This is a genomic window from Cellulosimicrobium sp. 72-3, from assembly GCF_013127315.1.
Lineage (GTDB): Bacteria > Actinomycetota > Actinomycetes > Actinomycetales > Cellulomonadaceae > Cellulosimicrobium > Cellulosimicrobium funkei.
This window is the reverse complement of the sequence record NZ_CP053419.1, coordinates 3438649-3456908: the sequence shown is the minus strand read 5'-3', so window position 1 is coordinate 3456908 and position 18260 is coordinate 3438649. Positions and strand designations below refer to the sequence as shown.

The window sequence follows — 18260 nt, the reverse complement described above, 5'->3', positions numbered from 1 at the left end:
CCGCGCAGACCCCGCCGAGCCCGCCGCGACGTCCGGCGTCGCTGCAGCGACCCATGATGATCGGCAAGATCCACCGCGCGACGGTGACGCAGGCCGACCTGCACTACGTCGGCTCGATCACCGTGGACGCCGACCTGCTCGACGCCGCGGACCTCTACCCGGGCCAGCAGGTCGACGTCGTGGACGTCACCAACGGCGCGCGCCTGACGACGTACGTCATCCCGGGCGAGCGCGGTGCGGGCCAGATCTGCATCAACGGCGCCGCCGCGCACCTCGTGAGTCCGGGCGACGTCGTCATCCTCATCGCCTACGGCATGCTCGACGACGCCGACGCGCGCACCTACCTGCCGAACGTCGTCTTCGTGGACGAGCAGAACCGCATCGTCGAGCTCTCCGACGAGCCCGGGCTCGTGCCCGCGGGCCACGGCCTCGAGGCGAGCGGCCTGCCGTTCGCCCCGTTCCGCGGCGCGGTCGACGACGGCGGCGTGGCCTCCGCGGTGCGCCCCGCGTGACCCGGGCCGGCGGGGCGTCCGCGCCCCAGCTCGCCCGGTCCCTCGCCGCCCCCGCACCGGGGTGGACGACGACGGCGGACGTCGTGGTCGTCGGCTCGGGCATCGCCGGCCTCACCGCCGCGCTCGAGCTGCGCACGCGCGTGCCCCACGTCCTGCTCGTCACCAAGGGCGAGCTGTCGTCGGGGTCGACGGTCTGGGCGCAGGGCGGCATCGCGGCCGCGCTCGACCCCGAGGACTCGCCCGAGGCGCACCTCGCGGACACGCTCGTCGCAGGGGCCGGCGTGTGCGACCCGGCGGCCGTCGAGGTGCTCGTCACCGAGGGCCCCGCACGCGTGCGCGAGCTCGTCGCGCGCGGCGCGAACTTCGACCGGGCGGCCAACGGCGACATCGCCCTCACGCGCGAGGGCGGGCACCACGCCGACCGGATCGCGCACGCGGGCGGCGACGCCACGGGCGCGGAGATCTCGCGGGCGCTCGTCGCGCAGCTCGAGGCCGTGCGCCGCGACCCGGGCATCGAGGTCATCGAGAACGCGCTCGTGCTCGACGTGCTGACGACCGATGGCTCGGGCGACCGCGCTCCCCGCGCGTGCGGCGTGACCCTCCACGTGCGCGGCGAGGGCTCGCGCGACGGCGTCGGTGCGGTCCTCGCGCGCGCCGTCGTGCTCGCGACCGGGGGAGTGGGGCAGGTGTTCCGCTCGTCGACCAACCCGCCGCAGGCCACGGGCGACGGCATCGCCGCGGCGCTCCGCGCGGGCGCGACGCTCGGCGACCTCGAGTTCGTGCAGTTCCACCCCACGGTGCTGTGGCTGGGCCTCGGCGCCAAGGGGCAGCTCCCGCTCATCTCGGAGGCCGTGCGCGGCGAGGGCGCGATCCTCCTCGACACCGACGGCCACCGGTTCATGCCCGCGCAGCACCCCATGGCCGAGCTCGCGCCGCGCGACGTCGTCGCGCACGCGATCGTGCGGCAGATGGCCGCGACCGGCTCGGACCACGTGCTGCTCGACGCCCGGCACCTCGGTGCCGAGTTCCTGCGCGCGCGCTTCCCGACGATCACCGAGCGGCTCGCCGAGAACGGGCTCGACTGGACCGAGGAGCCCGTCCCCGTGGCGCCCGCCCAGCACTACCACTCGGGCGGCGTCGTGACGGACCTGCACGGTCGCTCCACCGTCGACGGTCTCTACGCGATCGGCGAGGTCGCGTGCACGGGCGTGCACGGCGCGAACCGCCTCGCGTCGAACTCGCTGCTCGAGGGGCTCGTCTTCGCCCAACGGGCGGCGCGGCAGATCACGGAGCGCGTGGCCGCGGGCGAGCTCGAGGTGGGCGAGCCCGTCGACCGTCCGGGGCCGTCGGCCCTCGTGGCGGCGGCCGCGCGCTCGCGCATCCAGTCGATCGCGTCCGCGGGCCCGGGCGTCCTGCGCGACGGCGACGGGCTCGCGGCCGCCGCCGCCCGCCTCGCCGCGGTCCGCACCGACGCGCACGAGGCGAGCGACGTCGTCGCGCAGCCGCAGGCCGCGGAGTGGGAGACGACGAACGTGCACCAGGTCGCGACCGCGCTCACCGCCGCGGCGGCGCTGCGCACCGAGAGCCGCGGCGGCCACTTCCGCACCGACTTCCCGGCGAGCGACCCCGCGTGGGAGCGGCGCGTGCTCGTCTCGCTCGGCGCGGACGGGACCCTGCTCGTCCGCTGAGGCGCGGCGCGCGACCTCGCGACCGCGGGCCTGCACGACCGCGGGCCCGCACGACCGCGGTCCTGCGCGACGGCGTGGGCGGCCGGCGGCCGGGAGCCGTCAGGCACCGGCGCGCTGCGGGCACGCGAGCGGATAGCGTGGGGGACCGTGAGCAGCCCTGCCGAGCCCGTGCCCGCCCGTCCCGCCGACGGCGGAGCACCGCCCGCCGTCCCGTCCCGCGTGGAGCCCGGCCTCGACCCGGCGTGGATCGCCGAGACCGTCGCGCGGGCGCTCGACGAGGACCTGGGCCCCGTGCCCGGGCGCGACGTGACCACCCAGGCGACGGTGCCGGCGTCGGCCACCGGGACCGCGCACCTCGTGTCCCGCGCGGACGGGGTCGTCGCGGGCCTCGTCGTGGTCGAGGAGGTGACGCGGCAGGTCGCGGAACGGTTCGGCCTCCCGCCCGTCGAGGTGACGTTCGTCGCGTCCGACGGCGAGGCCGTGGGTCGCGGCCGTGTCCTCGCCGCGCTGACCGGCCCCGTCCAGGTGCTGCTCACGGCGGAGCGCACGCTGCTCAACCTCGCGAGCCGCGCGTCGGGCGTCGCGACGGCGACGCGCGCGTGGGCGCGCGAGCTCGCCGGCACCGGCGCCCAGGTGCTCGACACGCGCAAGACGACCCCCGGGCTGCGCGCGCTCGAGAAGTACGCGGTCCGCGCGGGCGGCGGCACGAACAAGCGCATGGGCCTGTACGACGTCGCGATGGTCAAGGACAACCACGTCGTGGCCGCGGGGTCGGTGAGCGCCGCGATCGAGGCGATCCGCCAGGCGTTCCCCGACGTGCTCGTGCAGGTCGAGGCCGACACCACGGCGCAGGCGCTCGAGGCGCTGTCGGCGGGCGCCGACTTCCTGCTCCTGGACAACATGCCGACGCCGGTGCTCGCCGACACGGTCGCGGCCGTGCGGGCGCGCGAGGGGACCGACGGCGTCCCGGCGAAGGTGGAGCTCGAGGCGACGGGCAACCTCACCCTGGACCGCGCGCGCGAGGTCGCGGGCACCGGCGTCGACTACCTGTCCGTCGGCGCGCTCACCCACTCGGCCCCGATCCTCGACCTCGCGCTCGACCTCCTCCCCACCCTCCCGCCGAGGGAGAGCCCCGGTCCCGCGAGGTAGAGCCCTGGTCACCACCACGGCTCTACCTCGGCGGACCACGGCTCTACCTCGCGCGACCACGGCTCTATCTCGGGGACGCGGGAGCGTCGGTAGAATCCAGGGGTGACCTCCCCCGCCGGAACCCCCTCTCCTGCCGTGCCCGAGCCCGAGGACCACGTCGACGACGTGCCCGAGCAGATGCAGGTCCGCCGCGAGAAGCGCGAACGGATTCTCGCGCGCGGCGACGAGCCCTACCCCGTCTCGGTGCCGCGCACGACCACGATCGCCGAGGTCCGTGCCGCGTACGCGCACCTGGAGACGGGCGAGGAGACGCAGGACGAGGTCGGCGTCGCCGGCCGCGTGGTGTACCTGCGCAACACCGGCAAGCTGTGCTTCGCCACGCTGCAGGACGGCGAGGGGAACCGCCTGCAGGTCATGCTCAGCCAGGCCGTGGTCGGGGAGGAGTCGCTCGCGGCGTTCAAGTCCGACGTCGACCTCGGCGACCACCTGTTCGCGCACGGCCGCGTCATCAGCTCGCGCCGCGGCGAGCTGAGCGTGTTCGCGGACGCGTGGCAGATCGCCGCGAAGGCGCTGCGTCCCCTCCCAGTGCTCCACAAGGAGCTCTCGGAGGAGGCGCGCGTGCGCCAGCGCTACGTCGACCTCATCGCCCGCCCGGCCGCACGCGACACCGTGCGCCTGCGCGCCGCCGTCGTGCGCTCGATCCGCGAGAACTTCTGGGAGCGCGGTTTCGTCGAGGTCGAGACCCCGATGCTCCAGACGCGTCCGGAGGGTGCCGCCGCGCGCCAGTTCGAGACGCACATGAATGCGTTCGACATCGACCTGTTCCTGCGCATCGCGCCCGAGCTGTTCCTCAAGCGCGCGGCCGTCGGCGGCGTCGAGAAGGTGTTCGAGATCAACCGCAACTTCCGCAACGAGGGCGTGGACTCCACGCACTCGCCGGAATTCGCGATGCTCGAGGCGTACGAGGCCTACGGCGACTACGACACGATGGCCGTGCTCACCCAGAACCTCGTCCAGCGCGCCGCGCAGGACGCTCTCGGCACGACGCTCGTGACGCTCGCCGACGGCACGGAGTACGACCTCGGCGGGGAATGGACGCAGCTGAAGATGTACGACTCGCTCTCGGACGCGCTGGGCGAGCACATCACCCCCGAGACGTCGGTCGAGACGCTGCGGGCGTTCGCGGACAAGCACGAGCTCTCCTTCGACCCGAAGAACGTCAATCACGGAAAGCTCGTCGAAGGCCTGTGGGAGCACCTCGTGGGAGATCACCTGGTGGCACCCACGTTCGTGCGGGACTTCCCGGTCGAGACCTCGCCGCTGACGCGCGACCACCGCACGGTGCGCGGGCAGGTCGAGAAGTGGGACCTCTACGTGCGCGGCGTCGAGCTCGCGACGGCGTACTCCGAGCTCGTGGACCCGGTGGTCCAGCGGCAGCGGTTCGAGGCGCAGGCCCTGCTCGCCGCGGCCGGCGACGAGGAGGCCATGCGCATCGACGAGGACTTCCTCACCGCGATGGAGTACGCGATGCCGCCGTCCGGCGGGATGGGCCTGGGCATCGACCGCCTGCTCATGGCGCTCACCGGTCTCGGCATCCGCGAGACCATCCTCTTCCCGCTCGTGAAGCCCGCGCAGTAGCGCGGCCGAGAACCTAGGACCGACAGCATGGACATCTGGCCCACCCTCGCGGCGCTGATCCCGTCGATCGGCGTCGGCGTGCTCTTCTATGTCGCGATGCGCGCGATCGTGCGCGCGGACCGCAACGAGCGCGCCGCGCTGGCGCGTCTCGACGCGGAACAGGAATCCGCCGCGCGCGGGAATGCTGCTCCCGCGCACGACTCCTGATCTCCGCGGAAGGCTGTCGGGCGGCGTCCCGAAATGATGGACCGCCGTCCAGGAATTGCCCCTCGGGGGCGGCGCGCGCGTTCCGTCGTGGCGGCGTGTTCAATTGACGCTCGCCTTTCACGGTGGCATCCTGACGACGACAGCAATTCCTGTGAAGCGTGAGGAAACCACAGTGGCCCAGAAAGTCCAGGTAATTCTCGTCGACGATCTCGACGGGGGTGCGGCCGACGAGACCGTCACGTTCGCACTCGACGGCGTCTCCTACGAGATCGACCTCAGCACGAAGAATGCCCAAGAGCTGCGCGACGCCTTTGCCTCGTGGGTCGGCAACGCGCGCAAGGTCTCGTCCCGCACGAGCTCGGCCCGGCCGGCCCGCCGCAGCGGCGGCGGTCGTTCGTCCGGCTCGGCCCGTGCGACCGAGGTCCGCGAGTGGGCCCGTGCCAACGGCTACACGGTCAACGACCGTGGTCGGATCTCCCAGGAGATCCAGACCGCGTACGACGCCGCGCACTGACGCGTCGTCTCACCGAGCACCGGGGCGCCCGGCCGACGACACGTCGGCCGGGCGCCCCTTCTCGTGCGCCGGGGCGCTCGTGCCGAGCCGCCCGCGCGGAGAACTAGGCTCGGGGCATGACCTCCGCGACCCGCGCCCTCTGGATCGGCACCTACCCGCACCCGAGCGGCGCGGAGGGCGTGTGGCGCGTCGAGCTCGACGTCGACCCGGCCGCGGGCACCGGCTCCTTCGGGGGCGGTACGCTCGCCGCCGCGTCGGGGTCGCCGTCGTTCCTGGCGCTCGACGGCGACACGCTCTACGCGGTGGGGGAGACGGAGGCCGGCTCCGTCTCGGCGTTCGCCGTCGGGCCCGACGGCGCCCTCGCCCCTCGGGGCGGCCCGGTCGCCACGGGCGGCTCGTACCCGTGCCACGTCGCCGTGAGCGGTGATGTGCTCGTCGCGAACTACGGCGACGGCGTCCTCACGGTCGTGCCGACGACGGACGACGGCGCGCTCGACACGACCGCGTCCGACGCCGGGCCGCGCCGGCAGCCGCACGCGGGGACCGGCCCGGTCGCCGACCGCCAGGAGGGGCCGCACGCGCACTTCGTCGCGCCCCTCGCGCACCTCGGCGCGGCGGACGACGGCAGCGGCGCGGTGCTCGTCGTCGACCTCGGCACCGACGAGCTGCGCCGGCACGACCCGGCCGCGCCCGACGGCTCGACGGCCCGCGTCGTCGCGACCTTCCCGCCTGGCACGGGCCCGCGCCACCTCGCGGCGCTGCCGTCGGGGCACCTCGTCGTCGTCGGCGAGCTCGACCCGGCGCTGTTCCTGCTCTCCCCGGTGGACGGGCCGGACGGCGTGCGCACCTATGACGTCGTCGCGCGCTACGACGTCACGCACGCCGCCGCCCCGGCCGACGGCGGGAACTACCCCTCGCACGTCGCGGTCACCGCGGACGGCACGCGCGTCCTCGCCGCGGTGCGCGGCGCCGACGTGCTCGCGGTGCACGCGGTCGAGCCGGGGCCGGACGGCGGCGTGCCCACGCTGCGCCACCTCGCCGACTCGCCCGTGGGCGGCGCGTGGCCGCGCCACTTCGCGATCCTCGGGGTCGCGACCGGCGCGGGGTCGGCCGCCGAGACCGACCAGGGGGACGTCGTCGCGCCGCTGCACGACCTCGTCGTCGTGGCGAACCAGAACGACGACCCGCTCGTCGAGCGGCCCGCCGCGGCCGGCCCGGACGCCCCGACGTCGAACCTCGCGCTCCTGCGCGTGCGCCGCTCGGACGGCGCCGCCCAGGTGCTTGACGTGCTCGCGCTCCCGGCCCCGGCGTGCGTCGTGGAGGCCTGACCCGCCGTGACGACGCTCGACCTGCCGGGCGGAACCGCCCCCGCCCCGTCGGACCCGCTGCGGGTCGCGATGCTCTCGGTGCACACGTCGCCGCTCGACCAACCGGGCACCGGCGACGCGGGCGGCATGAACGTGTACGTGACCGAGCTCGCGCACGCGCTCGCGCGCCGCGGCACGCAGGTCGAGATCTTCACGCGCGCGACGGCGTCGAGCCAGCCGCCCGTGGTCGAGGTGTCCGACGGCGTGACGGTGCGCCACGTCGCCGCCGGGCCCTTCGAGGGCCTCGACAAGAACGATCTCCCCGGCCAGCTCTGCGCGTTCACGGCCGGGGTGCTCCGGGCCGAGGCGCGGCACCGCGAGGGCTGGTACGACGTCGTGCACACGCACTACTGGCTCTCGGGGCAGGTCGGGTGGCTCGCCGCCGACCGCTGGGACGTCCCGCTCGTCCACACCATGCACACGCTCGCGCGCGTGAAGAACGCGGCGCTCGCGCCGGGCGACGCGCCCGAGCCGCTCGGGCGCATCATCGGCGAGGAGCAGGTCGTCGCGGAGGCGGACGCGCTCGTCGCGAGCACGGACGCGGAGGCGCAGGACCTCGTGCGCGACTACGCGGCCGACCCGGCGCGCGTGCACGTCGTGCCGCCGGGCGTCGACCTCGAGCTGTTCTCCCCGGCTCCGGGCGCCGCGACCGGCGACGCCCGGGCGCGCCGCGAGCGGCGGCGCGCGCTGCGGGCCGAGCTGGGTCTGCCGGCGGACGGCGGCCTCGTCCTCTTCGCCGGGCGCGTGCAGCCGCTCAAGGGCCCGGACGTGCTCGTCCGCGCGCTCGGCGTCCTCGCCGCGCGCGGGGAGCCCGTGCCGACGCTCGTCGTGCTCGGCGGCCCCAGCGGCCGCCCGACGGCCGTCCGCGAGCTCGAGGCCCTCGCCTACCAGGTGGGCGTGAGCGACCGGCTCGTCGTCCGCCCGCCCGTCCCGCGCGACGAGCTCGTGCGCTGGTACCGGGCGGCCGACGTCGTCGCCGTCCCCTCGCACAACGAGACGTTCGGGCTCGTCGCGGCCGAGGCGGAGGCGAGCGGCACGCCCGTGGTCGCGGCCGCCGTCGGCGGGCTGCGGACCGTGGTGGAGGACCAGGTCTCCGGCGTCCTCGTGCCCGACCACGACCCGGCGACCTGGGCGCGCGTCCTCGCCGACCTGCTCGCCGACGACGCCCGCCTCGCGACCCTCGGCGAGGGCGCCCGACGCGCGGGGGAGCGGTTCGGGTGGGACGTCGCGGCGGTCCGGATGCTCGACGTCTACGCGCAGGCGAAGAAGGTCCGCGCGGCGCGCTGACCGCGCGGACCGGTACGCGGGGTCACGCCGGGCTCAGTCGCCCGCGCGCTCCAGCACGAGGACGGGGATCTCCCGCGACGTCTTCTCCTGGTAGTCGGCGTACGGCGGGTAGGCCGCGACCGCGCGCTCCCACCACAGCGCCTTCTCCTCGCCGTGGACCTCGCGCGCGACGTAGTCGTGCCGCTCGGTGCCGTCCTGCAGCTCGACCCGCGGGTGCGCGAGCACGTTGAGATACCAGACCGGGTGCTTCGGCGCGCCGCCGAGCGATGCGACGACCGCGTACGCGCCGTCGTGCTCGACCCGCATGAGCGGGGTCTTGCGGACCTTGCCGCTGCGGCGCCCGAGCGTCGTGAGGACGACGACGGGCATCCCGTTCAGGGTCGTGCTGCGCGTCCCGCCGGACGACTCGTAGGCCTCCGCCTGCTCGCGGGACCAGGTGCTCGGGCTCGGTGCGTACTCTCCGTCGATCGGCATGCGGGAGAGAACGTGCGCGACGGCGCGCTGATTCCCGGCCGCGCCCCCGGCCGTGGCGCGGCGCTGCTCGGGCGGCCCGGGACGGTCGGACCTTCGTCCCACGCCGCGCGGCGACGGTCACCACCACGTGGGACGCGCGTGCCGCCGCGCCGGGCCGTGCGGCAGGATGGAGGCATGACCTACACCCTCGTGCTGCTCCGCCACGGCGAGAGCGAATGGAACGCCAAGAACCTGTTCACCGGCTGGGTGGACGTCGCCCTGTCGGAGAAGGGCACCGAGGAGGCGAAGCGCGGCGGTCAGCTCCTCGCGGAGGCCGGCGTCCTGCCCGACGTCGTGCACACCTCGCTCCTGCGCCGCGCCATCACGACGGCGAACCTCGCGCTCGACGCGGCCGACCGCCACTGGATCCCCGTGAAGCGGTCCTGGCGCCTCAACGAGCGGCACTACGGTGCGCTCCAGGGCAAGAACAAGAAGCAGACGCTCGAGGAGTTCGGCGAGGAGCAGTTCATGCTCTGGCGCCGCTCCTACGACGTCCCGCCGCCCGAGATCGAGCTCGGCTCCGAGTTCTCGCAGGACACGGACCCGCGCTACGCCGACGCCCCCGTCGTGCGCACCGAGTGCCTCAAGGACGTGCTCGAGCGCGCCCTGCCGTACTGGGACGGCGAGGTCGTCCCCGACCTCAAGGCGGGCAAGACCGTCCTGGTCGCCGCGCACGGCAACTCGCTGCGCGCGATCGTCAAGCACCTCGACGGCATCTCCGACGAGGACATCGCCGCGCTCAACATCCCGACCGGCATCCCGCTGCTCTACGAGCTCGACGAGGACCTCAAGCCCGTCACGAAGGGCGGCCGCTACCTCGACCCCGAGGCCGCCGCCGAGGCCGCCGCGGCGGTCGCGAACCAGGGCCGCTGACCGGCCCCACCCCGCGCACGACCGTGGCCCGTCCGGAGATCCGGACGGGCCACGGTCGTCTGCGTCGGTCGAGCGGGTGCTCCCGGCGCTGGGTCAGGCGGTCGCGCGCGTGGTGCCCGCCGGGGCGCCGCGGTCGTCGGCGAACTCGCCGGTCACGAGGTACGTCACGCGCTTGGCGATCGACACCCCGTGGTCGCCGAAGCGCTCGTAGTAGCGGCCCACGAGCGTGACGTCGACCGTCTCCTGCGGCGTGCCCGTCCACGTGCCGTCGAGCAGCGCGCTGAACGTGTCCTGGTGCAGCTTGTCGAGCAGGTCGTCGTCACGCTCGATGTTCGCGGCGACGGTGAGGTCGCGCGTCGTGAGGAGCGTCGTGGTGCGCCGCGCGACGCGGACGGCGGCGTCGTGCATCTGCTCGAACGTGCGGTGCAGCGACGGCTCGATCGCGCGGCCCGGGTAGCGGCCGCGCGCGACCTGCGCGATGTGGCGCGCGAGGTCGCCCATGCGCTCCAGCGTGGCGCTCATGCGCAGCGCGCTGACGACGACCCGCAGGTCGGTCGCGACGGGCTGCTGCTGCGCGAGCAGCAGCACGCAGCGCTCGTCGAGCTCGCGCTCGAGGGCGTCGATCGTGTGGTCGTCGCCGATCACCGACTGCGCGAGCTGCAGGTCCGCCGTGAGGAGCGCCTGCCCGGCGCGGTTCACGGCCGACTCCACCAGCCGGCTCATCTCGGCCAGGTCGTCGCCGACCTGCTTCAGCTCGGCCTCGAAGATCTCCCGCATCGCTTCCCTCTCGTCGTGACCGGTCGGTCCGGTCCGTGACGGCGTGCGCCCCGACGCGCCGGGAGGCGCCCGGGCACGCCGTCGGCTCCTGACACGCTCGCAGGCGTGGTCGACCGGCCGGTGAACACCAGTGCGCCGTCAGGTGAACTCTTGGCGGCTCGGGCCCGCCCAGGGTCCGGTGGGGCCGGGAGGGAGCGCGCGCGACCGTACGCTGGACGGGTGCAAGCCGAGAGTCTGATCGAGGGCGTGACCGTGCTGCTCGCCGGTGTCGTGGGCATCGTCGTCGGCGTGATCGCCGCGATCGCGTTCCGCGTGAGCGAGCGGCAGCAGCGCGCCGCGCGCGAGGAGACCGCGCCGGAGCTCGACGAGGGACTCGTCCGGGTGCTGGCCGTGCTGCGGTCCGCCGCCGTCGTGCTCGACGGCGAGGGGGAGGTCGTGCGGGCCAGCCCGCCCGCGTACGCGCTGGGGGTCGTGCGCGGCGACGCGATCGCGCACGCCGCGATCCGCGACATGATCGACGACGTGCGCCGGGACGGCGTGATCCGCGACGAGGAGCTCGAGCTCCCGCGCGGCCCCGTCGGCCGGGGCACGGTGATGCTCCAGGTGCGCGTGGCCCAGGTGGGCCCGCACCACGTGCTCGTGCTCGCGGAGGACCGGACGGAGGCGCGTCGGGTCGAGGCGATCCGCCGCGACTTCGTCGTCAACGTGTCCCACGAGCTGAAGACGCCGGTGGGCGCGCTCGCGCTGCTCGCGGAGACGGTCCAGGACGCCGCGGACGACCCGGTGGCGGTGCGCCGGTTCGCCGCGCGCATGCAGTCGGAGGCGACGCGCCTGTCCGCGCTCGTGCAGGAGATCATCGAGCTGTCGCGGCTCCAGGTCGCGGGAGCCCTGCAGGAGGTGACGGTCGTGCCGGTGCGCGGCGTGGTCGAGGAGGCCGTCGACCGCGCCCGCACGACCGCGCAGGGCAAGGGCATCGTGCTCACGACGGGCGGCGAGCTGGACGCCGCGGTCTACGGCGACCACAACCTGCTCGTCACCGCGGTGCGCAACCTCCTCGACAACGCGGTCGCCTACTCGGGCGAGAACACGCGCGTCGGCGTCGGGGTGACGCGGTCGGGCGACCTCGTCGAGATCGCCGTCGTGGACCAGGGCATCGGGATCGCGGCCGACGAGCAGGCGCGGGTCTTCGAGCGGTTCTACCGCGTCGACCCGGCGCGCTCGCGCGACACGGGGGGCACCGGCCTCGGGCTGAGCATCGTCAAGCACGTCGCCGCCGACCACGGCGGCGAGGTGACGATGTGGTCCGAGCCGGGCCGCGGGTCGACCTTCACGCTCCGCATCCCGGCGGCGAACGTCCCGGCCGCGCGGACGCGCGGCACGGTGACCGACCGGGTGGCCGAGCAGGCACCCGACGGGCACGCGACGGAGGGTCGCGCACCGGACGAGCACGAGCGCGTGCCGCACGAGCACGCGTCGGACGACGGCGCCCCGGACGCGGGCGCACGGAACAAGGAGGTAGGCGCGTGACGCGCATCCTGGTGGTGGAGGACGAGGAGTCGTACCGCGACCCGCTGACGTACCAGCTGCGGCGCGAGGGCTTCGACGTCGTCGAGGCGGCGACCGGTACGGAGGCGCTGGAGCGGTACGACGCCGACGGCGCGGACCTCGTCCTGCTCGACCTCATGCTCCCCGGCCTGAGCGGCACGGAGGTGTGCCGGGAGCTGCGCCAGCGTGGCGACGTCCCCGTCATCATGCTCACGGCGAAGGACTCGGAGATCGACAAGGTCGTGGGCCTGGAGCTGGGCGCGGACGACTACGTGACCAAGCCGTACTCGTTCCGCGAGCTGCTCGCGCGCGTGCGCGCCGTGCTGCGGCGCAAGGGCGGGGAGGCCGGCGCCGAACCGGTCGCGGAGAGCGCGCTCGAGGTCGGTCCCGTCCGCATGGACGTCGAGCGGCACACCGTGAGCGTGGACGGCGAGGTCGTGCCGTTCCCGCTCAAGGAGTTCGAGCTCCTCGAGCTGCTCCTGCGCAACGCCGGTCGCGTGCTCACGCGCGGGCAGCTCATCGACCGGGTGTGGGGCACGGACTACGTGGGGGACACCAAGACCCTCGACGTCCACGTCAAGCGCATCCGGTCGAAGATCGAGCCCGAGCCCGCGAGCCCGCGCTACCTCCTCACGGTGCGGGGCCTCGGCTACAAGATCGCCGACGGCGTCGGGCAGGCCTGACCCGGCGGTCCCGTCCGGCGGTCCCGTCCGGCACGAACGACCGGCGCGAGTGCCGGCACGACGGCCCCGGTGCGTCCCTCGCGGACGCACCGGGGCCGTCGTCGTCCGACGCCGCGGAGCCCGTCGTGCGAGCCGGCAGCCCGGCACGGAAGGTCTGTGCACTGTTCATCCGTCGTTCACCCGCTCTCGGGGAACGCGTCACCCGGCGCTCCTAGCGTCGGGATCGTCACCGGCGCTCGCTGGTGGCACGAGACGCGTGAACAGGATGGAACGAAGAGTGAAGCTCAGCCGATTCTCCCGTGCAGGATCCGCCGTCGCGGTCGGCGCGCTCGCCCTGACCCTCGCCGCGTGCGGGTCGGACGACCCCGTCGGCGGCGCCGACGGCTCCACCGGTGGTTCCTCCGAGGGCTCGTCCGAGACCGCGAGCGACCTCAGCGGTGAGCTCAACGGTGCGGGCGCGAGCTCGCAGGAGTCCGCGATGGAGGCGTGGCGCGCCGGGTTCCAGAGCGCGAACCCCGACGTCACGGTCAACTACGACCCGGTCGGCTCCGGCGGCGGACGCACCCAGTTCCTCGAGGGCGGCGTCGCGTTCGCCGGCTCCGACGCGGTGCTCAAGGAGGAGGAGATCACCCAGTCGCAGGCCGTGTGCGGCCCCGACGGCGCGATCGACCTCCCCGTCTACGTCAGCCCGATCGCGATCATCTACAACCTGCCGGAGGTCGCCGAGCTGAACCTCGCCCCGGCCACGATCGCGGGCATCTTCAACGGCACCATCACGCAGTGGAACGCGCCGGAGATCGCCGCCGACAACCCGGACGCGACGCTCCCCGACGTGGCGATCACGCCCGTCCACCGCTCCGACGAGTCGGGCACCACCGAGAACTTCACCGAGTACCTCGCCGCGACCGCGGGCGACGCGTGGGGCCACGAGCCGAGCGGCGACTGGCCGACGCAGGGCGGCGAGTCCGCGCAGGGCACGTCCGGCGTCGTGCAGACCGTCCAGGGCGGCGAGGGCACCATCGGCTACGCCGACGCCTCGAAGGCCGGCGACCTCGGCACCGCGAAGATCAAGGTCGGCGAGGAGTGGGTCGCCTACTCCCCGGAGGCCGCGGCCAAGGTCGTCGACGCGTCGCCGCGCGTCGAGGGCCGGCACGAGCACGACATCGCGGTCGAGCTGGACCGCACCACGACCGAGGCCGGCGCCTACCCGCTGGTGCTCGTCTCGTACGCGGTGGCGTGCCTCAACTACGAGGACGAGGCGACGGGCGACCTCGTCAAGGCGTTCCTCACCTACGTCTCGAGCGAGGAGGGCCAGTCGGCCTCCGCGTCGGCCGCGGGCAGCGCGCCGATCTCGGAGGACCTGCGCACGGACGTCCACGCGGCCGTCGAGGCCATCACGGTCGGCGCCGCCGGCTGACGACCGCCGGGGGGCGCCGGGGGGCGGCGGGGCCTGCGGGCCCCGTCGCCCCCGACCCGCGACCAGACCGTACGCCGCAGGACAGCACACCGGGAGCACGAGAGTGACCACCACAGTCCCACCCACGACGCCGGGCCCCGCGCCGGGCGGCTCGTCCGAGCCCGTGCGACGCGCGGGCACCTCGCGCCGCCGCGCCCGCAACAGCGACCGCGGCGTGAACCGCGCGTTCCGCTGGACCGCGACGGGTGCCGGCGCGCTCATCCTCGCCGTGCTGGCCGCGGTCGCGATCTTCCTGCTGCTGCGGGCGTGGCCCGCGCTCAGCGCGGGCGGGGCCGAGCTGAGCGAGCAGGTGGCGTGGTTCCCCGAGGGCGCGTCGCTGCTCTCGTTCGTGGGGCCGCTGATCTTCGGCACGCTGCTCGCGGCGGCGCTCTCGCTCGTGCTCGCGACGCCCGTCGCGATGGGCATCGCGCTGTTCATCTCCCACTACGCGCCCCGCCGGCTCGCCTCGACCCTGGGCTACGTCGTCGACCTGCTCGCGGCGATCCCCAGCGTCGTCTACGGCCTGTGGGGCTCGCTCGTCCTCCCGCCGGTCGTCGTGCCGGTGTGGTCCTGGCTCGCCGACACCCTCGGGTGGTTCCCGCTCTTCACCGGCCCGGCGTCGCCGACCGGTCGCGTCCTGCTCACCGTCGCGCTCGTGCTCGCCGTGATGATCCTGCCGATCATCACGGCCGTGAGCCGCGAGGTGTTCCTCCAGACGCCGAAGCTCCACGAGGAGGCCGCGCTCGCCCTCGGTGCGACGCGCTGGGAGATGATCCGCACCGCGGTCATCCCGTTCGGGCGGTCGGGCGTCATCTCGGCCGCGATGCTCGGCCTCGGGCGCGCGCTCGGCGAGACGATGGCCGTGCTCATGATCCTCTCGCCCGGGCTCCTCTACTCGTTCAAGATCCTGCAGGCGGGGCAGCAGCAGACGATCGCCGCGAACATCGCGGCGGACTTCCCCGAGGCGAACCCGCTCGGGGTGAGCGCCCTCATCGCGACGGGCCTCGCGCTGTTCGTCATCACCCTGCTCGTCAACATGGGCGCCCGCGCGATCGTCGCGCGGCGCAAGGACTTCTCGGGAGCCAACTGATGAGCGCCCTCAGCACCAGCCCCGCGCGCGGGGCCTCCGCACCGGACCCGGAGCGCACCGCGTCCGTGCGCGCGCTCCTGCGCGGCGCGGACGCCGGACGTCGCCGCAAGGACCGCACCATGACGGTCCTCATGTGGGGCGCGTTCGCCCTCGCGATGGTGCCTCTCGTGTCCGTCGCGTGGACCGTCGTCGTGCACGGCATGGAGCGGTTCGACGTCTACTTCCTGACGCACTCCATGCGCGGCGTGTTCGGCGGCATGGACGCGGGCGGCATCTACCACGCGATCCTCGGCACGCTCCTCATCACCCTCGGCGCCGCGGTGATCTCGGTGCCGATCGGCCTGCTCGCCGCGATCTACCTCGTCGAGTACGGGCGCGGGCCGCTCGCGCGCGCCGTGACGTTCTTCGTCGACGTCATGACCGGCATCCCGTCGATCGTCGCGGGCCTCTTCGCGTACGCGCTCTTCGCGGTGCTGTTCGGGCCGGGGGTGCGCATGGGCATCGTCGGCTCGGTCGCGCTGTCCGTCCTCATGATCCCGGTCGTCGTGCGCTCGTGCGAGGAGATGCTCCGGCTCGTGCCGAACGAGCTGCGCGAGGCCGCCTACGCGCTCGGCGTGCCCAAGTGGCTCACCGTCGTGCGGGTCGTGCTCCGCACGTCGATCGCCGGCATCACGACGGGCGTCATGCTCGCCGTCGCGCGCGTCATCGGCGAGACGGCGCCGCTCCTCATCACGGTCGGCGTCGTCGACTCGATCAACGGCAACCTCTTCGAGGGCCGCATGATGACGCTCCCGGTGTACGTCTACCGGCAGTACAGCCAGGGCCTGGTGCCCTGCAGCAACGTCACCGACGCCGTGTGCCTCCCCGACATCAACTACGACCGGGCCTGGGCGGCCGCCCTGACGCTGATCCTCATCGTCATGCTGCTCAACCTCGTCGGGCGACTCGTCACCCGCTGGTTCGCGCCCAAGACCCTCCGCTAGAACAGGACAGCCCCGATGGCACAGCGCATCGACGTCAAGGACCTCAACATCTACTACGGCGACTTCCTCGCGGTGCAGGACGTCGGCATGACGATCGAACCCCAGTCCGTGACGGCCTTCATCGGCCCGTCCGGCTGCGGCAAGTCGACGTTCCTGCGGACGCTCAACCGCATGCACGAGGTGATCCCCGGCGCACGCGTCGAGGGGACCGTCGCGATGGAGGGCGTCGACCTCTACGGCGACGACGTCGACCCGGTCGCCGTCCGCCGCCAGGTCGGCATGGTCTTCCAGCGGCCGAACCCGTTCCCCACGATGTCCATCAAGGAGAACGTGCTCGCGGGGGTGAAGCTCAACAACAAGCGCATCTCGAAGGCCGACGCCGAGGACCTCGTCGAGTCGTCGCTGCGCGGCGCGAACCTGTGGAACGAGGTGAAGGACCGCCTCGACCGCCCGGGCTCGGGCCTCTCCGGCGGCCAGCAGCAGCGCCTGTGCATCGCGCGCGCGATCGCCGTCAAGCCCCAGGTGCTCCTCATGGACGAGCCGTGCTCGGCGCTCGACCCGATCTCCACGCTCGCGATCGAGGACCTCATCGCCGAGCTCAAGGACGAGTACACGATCGTCATCGTCACGCACAACATGCAGCAGGCGGCGCGCGTGAGCGACCGCACCGCGTTCTTCAACATCGCGGGCACCGGCAAGCCCGGGCGCCTCATCGAGATGGACGACACCGCGACGATGTTCTCCTCGCCCACGCAGCAGGCCACCGAGGACTACATCTCCGGCCGCTTCGGGTGACCTGAGCCCGTCCGTCACGGCCCCGGCCCGACGCACGACGGCGCCCCTCCCCCCGCGGGGAGGGGCGCCGTCGTGCGTGCGGGACGGATCAGGGGATCAGGTCGCGCTGCCCTGGAGCGAGCCCGTGACGTCGGTGCCGTTCGTGTCGAGGACGCACTGGACCACGCGGTCGCCCTGCCGGGTCCAGCCGTCCGCGCGCGGCGTGAAGTACCAGTACTCGTGCGCCGACTCCTCGTAGGGGAGCCCGACGAACGGCTCGAACGCGCCGTAGCAGAACTCCTCGGCGCTCGTGGTCACGGCCTCGTCACCGGGGTAGTCGCCCGCGGGGAGCTCGGTCTCGGCGTAGACCTCGGCGTCGTGCGGCTCCGAGCACGGCACGACGGGCACGGACTCGACCAGGTCCGCGTCGTCCAGCTTCGAGGAGACGATGCAGTCGCCGACCTGGACCGAGAAGACGTCGGCGTCCGACGCCTCGGTCACCTCGCCGCCGGGCTCGTCGCGCTGGGCGTCGGCGGGTCCGGAGATCTCGTCGAGGATCGCGCCGCAGCCCGACGCGGTCAGGGCGAGGGCGACGGCGCTCACGACGAGGACGAGCGGCCGGCGGGTGGAGCGGGGGAGGGTCACCAGGGTTCCTTCGGTACGAGGCCACGACCAGGGTGGTGGGGCGGCACGCGAAGGCTAGCGCCGGGCGGTGACACGAGCCGAGCCGATCTCCGGCGCGACCTGCGCGGTCACGGCAGGAGGTGCGCGTACTCCTCGAGGGTGCCGTCGAGGACGGGGAGGGAGAGGGTCTGCTCCTCGCCCGTCGTCGTGCTCACCGTGACGGGCAGCATCGCGCCGGGGGCCGCGTCGACGCGGCCGATCTGCGCGTCGAAGCCGTCCTCGGCGCCGAGGTAGACCGTCTCGCCGGCCGCGACGGGGATCGTCACCGGCGCGCCGCCCTCGGGCGTCACGTCGAACTCCACGTCCTCCGTCGAGTCGTTGGCGAAGGCCCCGACGAGGGCGCCCGGCTCGCCGTCCTCCGCGCTCACGACGAGCAGGTTGAGCCCGCGCAGCTCGCTGGTGAGGTCGACCCGCAGGCCGTCGGAGGGGGAGTACGGGCGGTTCGTCTCGATGGGGGAGCAGGCGGACGCGAGGGCCACACCGGCGACCAGGAGGGGCACGGCCCAGGCGCGCGCACGGC

19 protein-coding genes are annotated in these 18260 nt (G+C 74.1%); 15 read left to right on the top strand and 4 right to left on the bottom strand.

What is annotated here, in order from left to right; translation table 11 throughout:
- Nucleotides 1-53: 53 nt before the first annotated feature.
- From panD to mshA, 8 genes are all read left to right on the top strand, one after another.
- Nucleotides 54-512, top strand: coding sequence for an aspartate 1-decarboxylase (panD, locus tag HKK73_RS15435; RefSeq protein WP_051028700.1), 459 nt, complete (start codon nucleotides 54-56; stop codon nucleotides 510-512).
- Nucleotides 509-2200, top strand: coding sequence for an L-aspartate oxidase (locus HKK73_RS18960; protein ID WP_216607999.1), 1692 nt, complete (start codon nucleotides 509-511; stop codon nucleotides 2198-2200). Before panD ends, HKK73_RS18960 begins: the two co-directional genes overlap by 4 nt.
- A gap of 168 nt (nucleotides 2201-2368) precedes the next feature.
- The gene (nadC, locus tag HKK73_RS18955) at nucleotides 2369-3349 is read left to right on the top strand and encodes a carboxylating nicotinate-nucleotide diphosphorylase (protein ID WP_371810629.1); all 981 of its coding nucleotides are present in this window, start codon (nucleotides 2369-2371) and stop codon (nucleotides 3347-3349) included.
- A gap of 102 nt (nucleotides 3350-3451) precedes the next feature.
- Nucleotides 3452-4987, top strand: a complete 1536-nt coding sequence (gene lysS / locus HKK73_RS15425) for a lysine--tRNA ligase (RefSeq protein ID WP_051027899.1) — start codon at nucleotides 3452-3454, stop codon at nucleotides 4985-4987.
- Nucleotides 4988-5014: 27 nt separating this feature from the next.
- Complete coding sequence (locus HKK73_RS15420) at nucleotides 5015-5194, top strand: hypothetical protein (protein WP_021483783.1); 180 nt, start codon at nucleotides 5015-5017, stop codon at nucleotides 5192-5194.
- A 172-nt stretch (nucleotides 5195-5366) separates the two neighbouring features.
- Nucleotides 5367-5708 (top strand): Lsr2 family protein, encoded by a 342-nt coding sequence (locus HKK73_RS15415; RefSeq protein ID WP_021483784.1) that lies wholly within the window; start codon nucleotides 5367-5369, stop codon nucleotides 5706-5708.
- Nucleotides 5709-5824: 116 nt separating this feature from the next.
- Nucleotides 5825-7036: a beta-propeller fold lactonase family protein gene (locus tag HKK73_RS15410; RefSeq protein ID WP_171468330.1), complete on the top strand. Its 1212-nt coding sequence runs from the start codon at nucleotides 5825-5827 to the stop codon at nucleotides 7034-7036.
- 69 nt (nucleotides 7037-7105) lie between these two features.
- On the top strand, nucleotides 7106-8362 hold the full coding sequence (gene mshA / locus HKK73_RS15405; protein ID WP_085388659.1) for a D-inositol-3-phosphate glycosyltransferase: 1257 nt from the start codon (nucleotides 7106-7108) through the stop codon (nucleotides 8360-8362).
- 33 nt (nucleotides 8363-8395) lie between these two features.
- Here mshA and HKK73_RS15400 read toward each other — a convergent pair whose 3' ends face one another.
- Nucleotides 8396-8836, bottom strand: a complete 441-nt coding sequence (locus tag HKK73_RS15400) for a nitroreductase family deazaflavin-dependent oxidoreductase (protein ID WP_171468329.1) — start codon at nucleotides 8834-8836, stop codon at nucleotides 8396-8398.
- A 174-nt stretch (nucleotides 8837-9010) separates the two neighbouring features.
- Between HKK73_RS15400 and HKK73_RS15395 the strand changes: the two genes are divergently transcribed.
- A complete protein-coding gene (locus HKK73_RS15395; protein WP_137281515.1) occupies nucleotides 9011-9748 on the top strand; it encodes a phosphoglyceromutase in 738 nt (245 codons plus the stop codon).
- A 93-nt stretch (nucleotides 9749-9841) separates the two neighbouring features.
- Here the strand turns inward: HKK73_RS15395 and phoU are convergent, their stop codons facing one another.
- Nucleotides 9842-10525, bottom strand: a complete 684-nt coding sequence (phoU, locus tag HKK73_RS15390) for a phosphate signaling complex protein PhoU (protein WP_021482507.1) — start codon at nucleotides 10523-10525, stop codon at nucleotides 9842-9844.
- 219 nt (nucleotides 10526-10744) lie between these two features.
- Here phoU and HKK73_RS15385 point away from each other — a divergent pair, with 219 nt between their 5' ends.
- The 6 genes from HKK73_RS15385 (at nucleotide 10745) to pstB (ending at nucleotide 17077) form a co-directional block, all read left to right on the top strand.
- On the top strand, nucleotides 10745-12052 hold the full coding sequence (locus HKK73_RS15385) for a cell wall metabolism sensor histidine kinase WalK (RefSeq protein ID WP_232322708.1): 1308 nt from the start codon (nucleotides 10745-10747) through the stop codon (nucleotides 12050-12052).
- Nucleotides 12049-12753 carry a response regulator transcription factor gene (locus HKK73_RS15380; protein ID WP_076406159.1) on the top strand — a complete coding sequence of 235 codons (705 nt, stop codon included), beginning with the start codon at nucleotides 12049-12051 and terminating at the stop codon, nucleotides 12751-12753. The genes HKK73_RS15385 and HKK73_RS15380 overlap by 4 nt, the downstream gene beginning before the upstream one ends.
- A 277-nt stretch (nucleotides 12754-13030) precedes the next feature.
- Nucleotides 13031-14170 carry a phosphate ABC transporter substrate-binding protein PstS gene (pstS, locus tag HKK73_RS15375; RefSeq protein WP_021483683.1) on the top strand — a complete coding sequence of 380 codons (1140 nt, stop codon included), beginning with the start codon at nucleotides 13031-13033 and terminating at the stop codon, nucleotides 14168-14170.
- Between the two features lie 103 nt (nucleotides 14171-14273).
- Nucleotides 14274-15299, top strand: a complete 1026-nt coding sequence (pstC, locus tag HKK73_RS15370) for a phosphate ABC transporter permease subunit PstC (RefSeq protein WP_171468328.1) — start codon at nucleotides 14274-14276, stop codon at nucleotides 15297-15299.
- Entirely contained in the window at nucleotides 15299-16282 is a 984-nt protein-coding gene (gene pstA, locus HKK73_RS15365) for a phosphate ABC transporter permease PstA (RefSeq protein ID WP_021481980.1), read from the top strand. The genes pstC and pstA overlap by 1 nt, the downstream gene beginning before the upstream one ends.
- Before the next feature lie 15 nt (nucleotides 16283-16297).
- On the top strand, nucleotides 16298-17077 hold the full coding sequence (gene pstB, locus HKK73_RS15360) for a phosphate ABC transporter ATP-binding protein PstB (protein WP_034654020.1): 780 nt from the start codon (nucleotides 16298-16300) through the stop codon (nucleotides 17075-17077).
- A gap of 96 nt (nucleotides 17078-17173) precedes the next feature.
- Here the strand turns inward: pstB and HKK73_RS15355 are convergent, their stop codons facing one another.
- Both HKK73_RS15355 and HKK73_RS15350 read right to left on the bottom strand, forming a co-directional pair.
- Nucleotides 17174-17701 (bottom strand): septum formation family protein, encoded by a 528-nt coding sequence (locus HKK73_RS15355; protein WP_043653407.1) that lies wholly within the window; start codon nucleotides 17699-17701, stop codon nucleotides 17174-17176.
- Nucleotides 17702-17808: 107 nt separating this feature from the next.
- Nucleotides 17809-18219 carry a hypothetical protein gene (locus HKK73_RS15350; protein WP_228485069.1) on the bottom strand — a complete coding sequence of 137 codons (411 nt, stop codon included), beginning with the start codon at nucleotides 18217-18219 and terminating at the stop codon, nucleotides 17809-17811.
- Nucleotides 18220-18260: the final 41 nt, after the last annotated feature.

Bases quoted from the DNA above. Each gene is read 5' to 3' on its own strand.
- HKK73_RS15400 (WP_171468329.1), bottom strand. From the start codon at position 8,836: ATGCCGATCGACGGAGAGTACGCACCGAGCCCGAGCACCTGGTCCCGC.
- pstB (WP_034654020.1), top strand. From the start codon at position 16,298: ATGGCACAGCGCATCGACGTCAAGGACCTCAACATCTACTACGGCGAC.
- panD (WP_051028700.1), top strand. From the start codon at position 54: ATGATGATCGGCAAGATCCACCGCGCGACGGTGACGCAGGCCGACCTG.
- pstA (WP_021481980.1), top strand. From the start codon at position 15,299: ATGAGCGCCCTCAGCACCAGCCCCGCGCGCGGGGCCTCCGCACCGGAC.
- mshA (WP_085388659.1), top strand. From the start codon at position 7,106: ATGCTCTCGGTGCACACGTCGCCGCTCGACCAACCGGGCACCGGCGAC.
- HKK73_RS15410 (WP_171468330.1), top strand. From the start codon at position 5,825: ATGACCTCCGCGACCCGCGCCCTCTGGATCGGCACCTACCCGCACCCG.
- HKK73_RS15420 (WP_021483783.1), top strand. From the start codon at position 5,015: ATGGACATCTGGCCCACCCTCGCGGCGCTGATCCCGTCGATCGGCGTC.
- HKK73_RS15395 (WP_137281515.1), top strand. From the start codon at position 9,011: ATGACCTACACCCTCGTGCTGCTCCGCCACGGCGAGAGCGAATGGAAC.
- phoU (WP_021482507.1), bottom strand. From the start codon at position 10,525: ATGCGGGAGATCTTCGAGGCCGAGCTGAAGCAGGTCGGCGACGACCTG.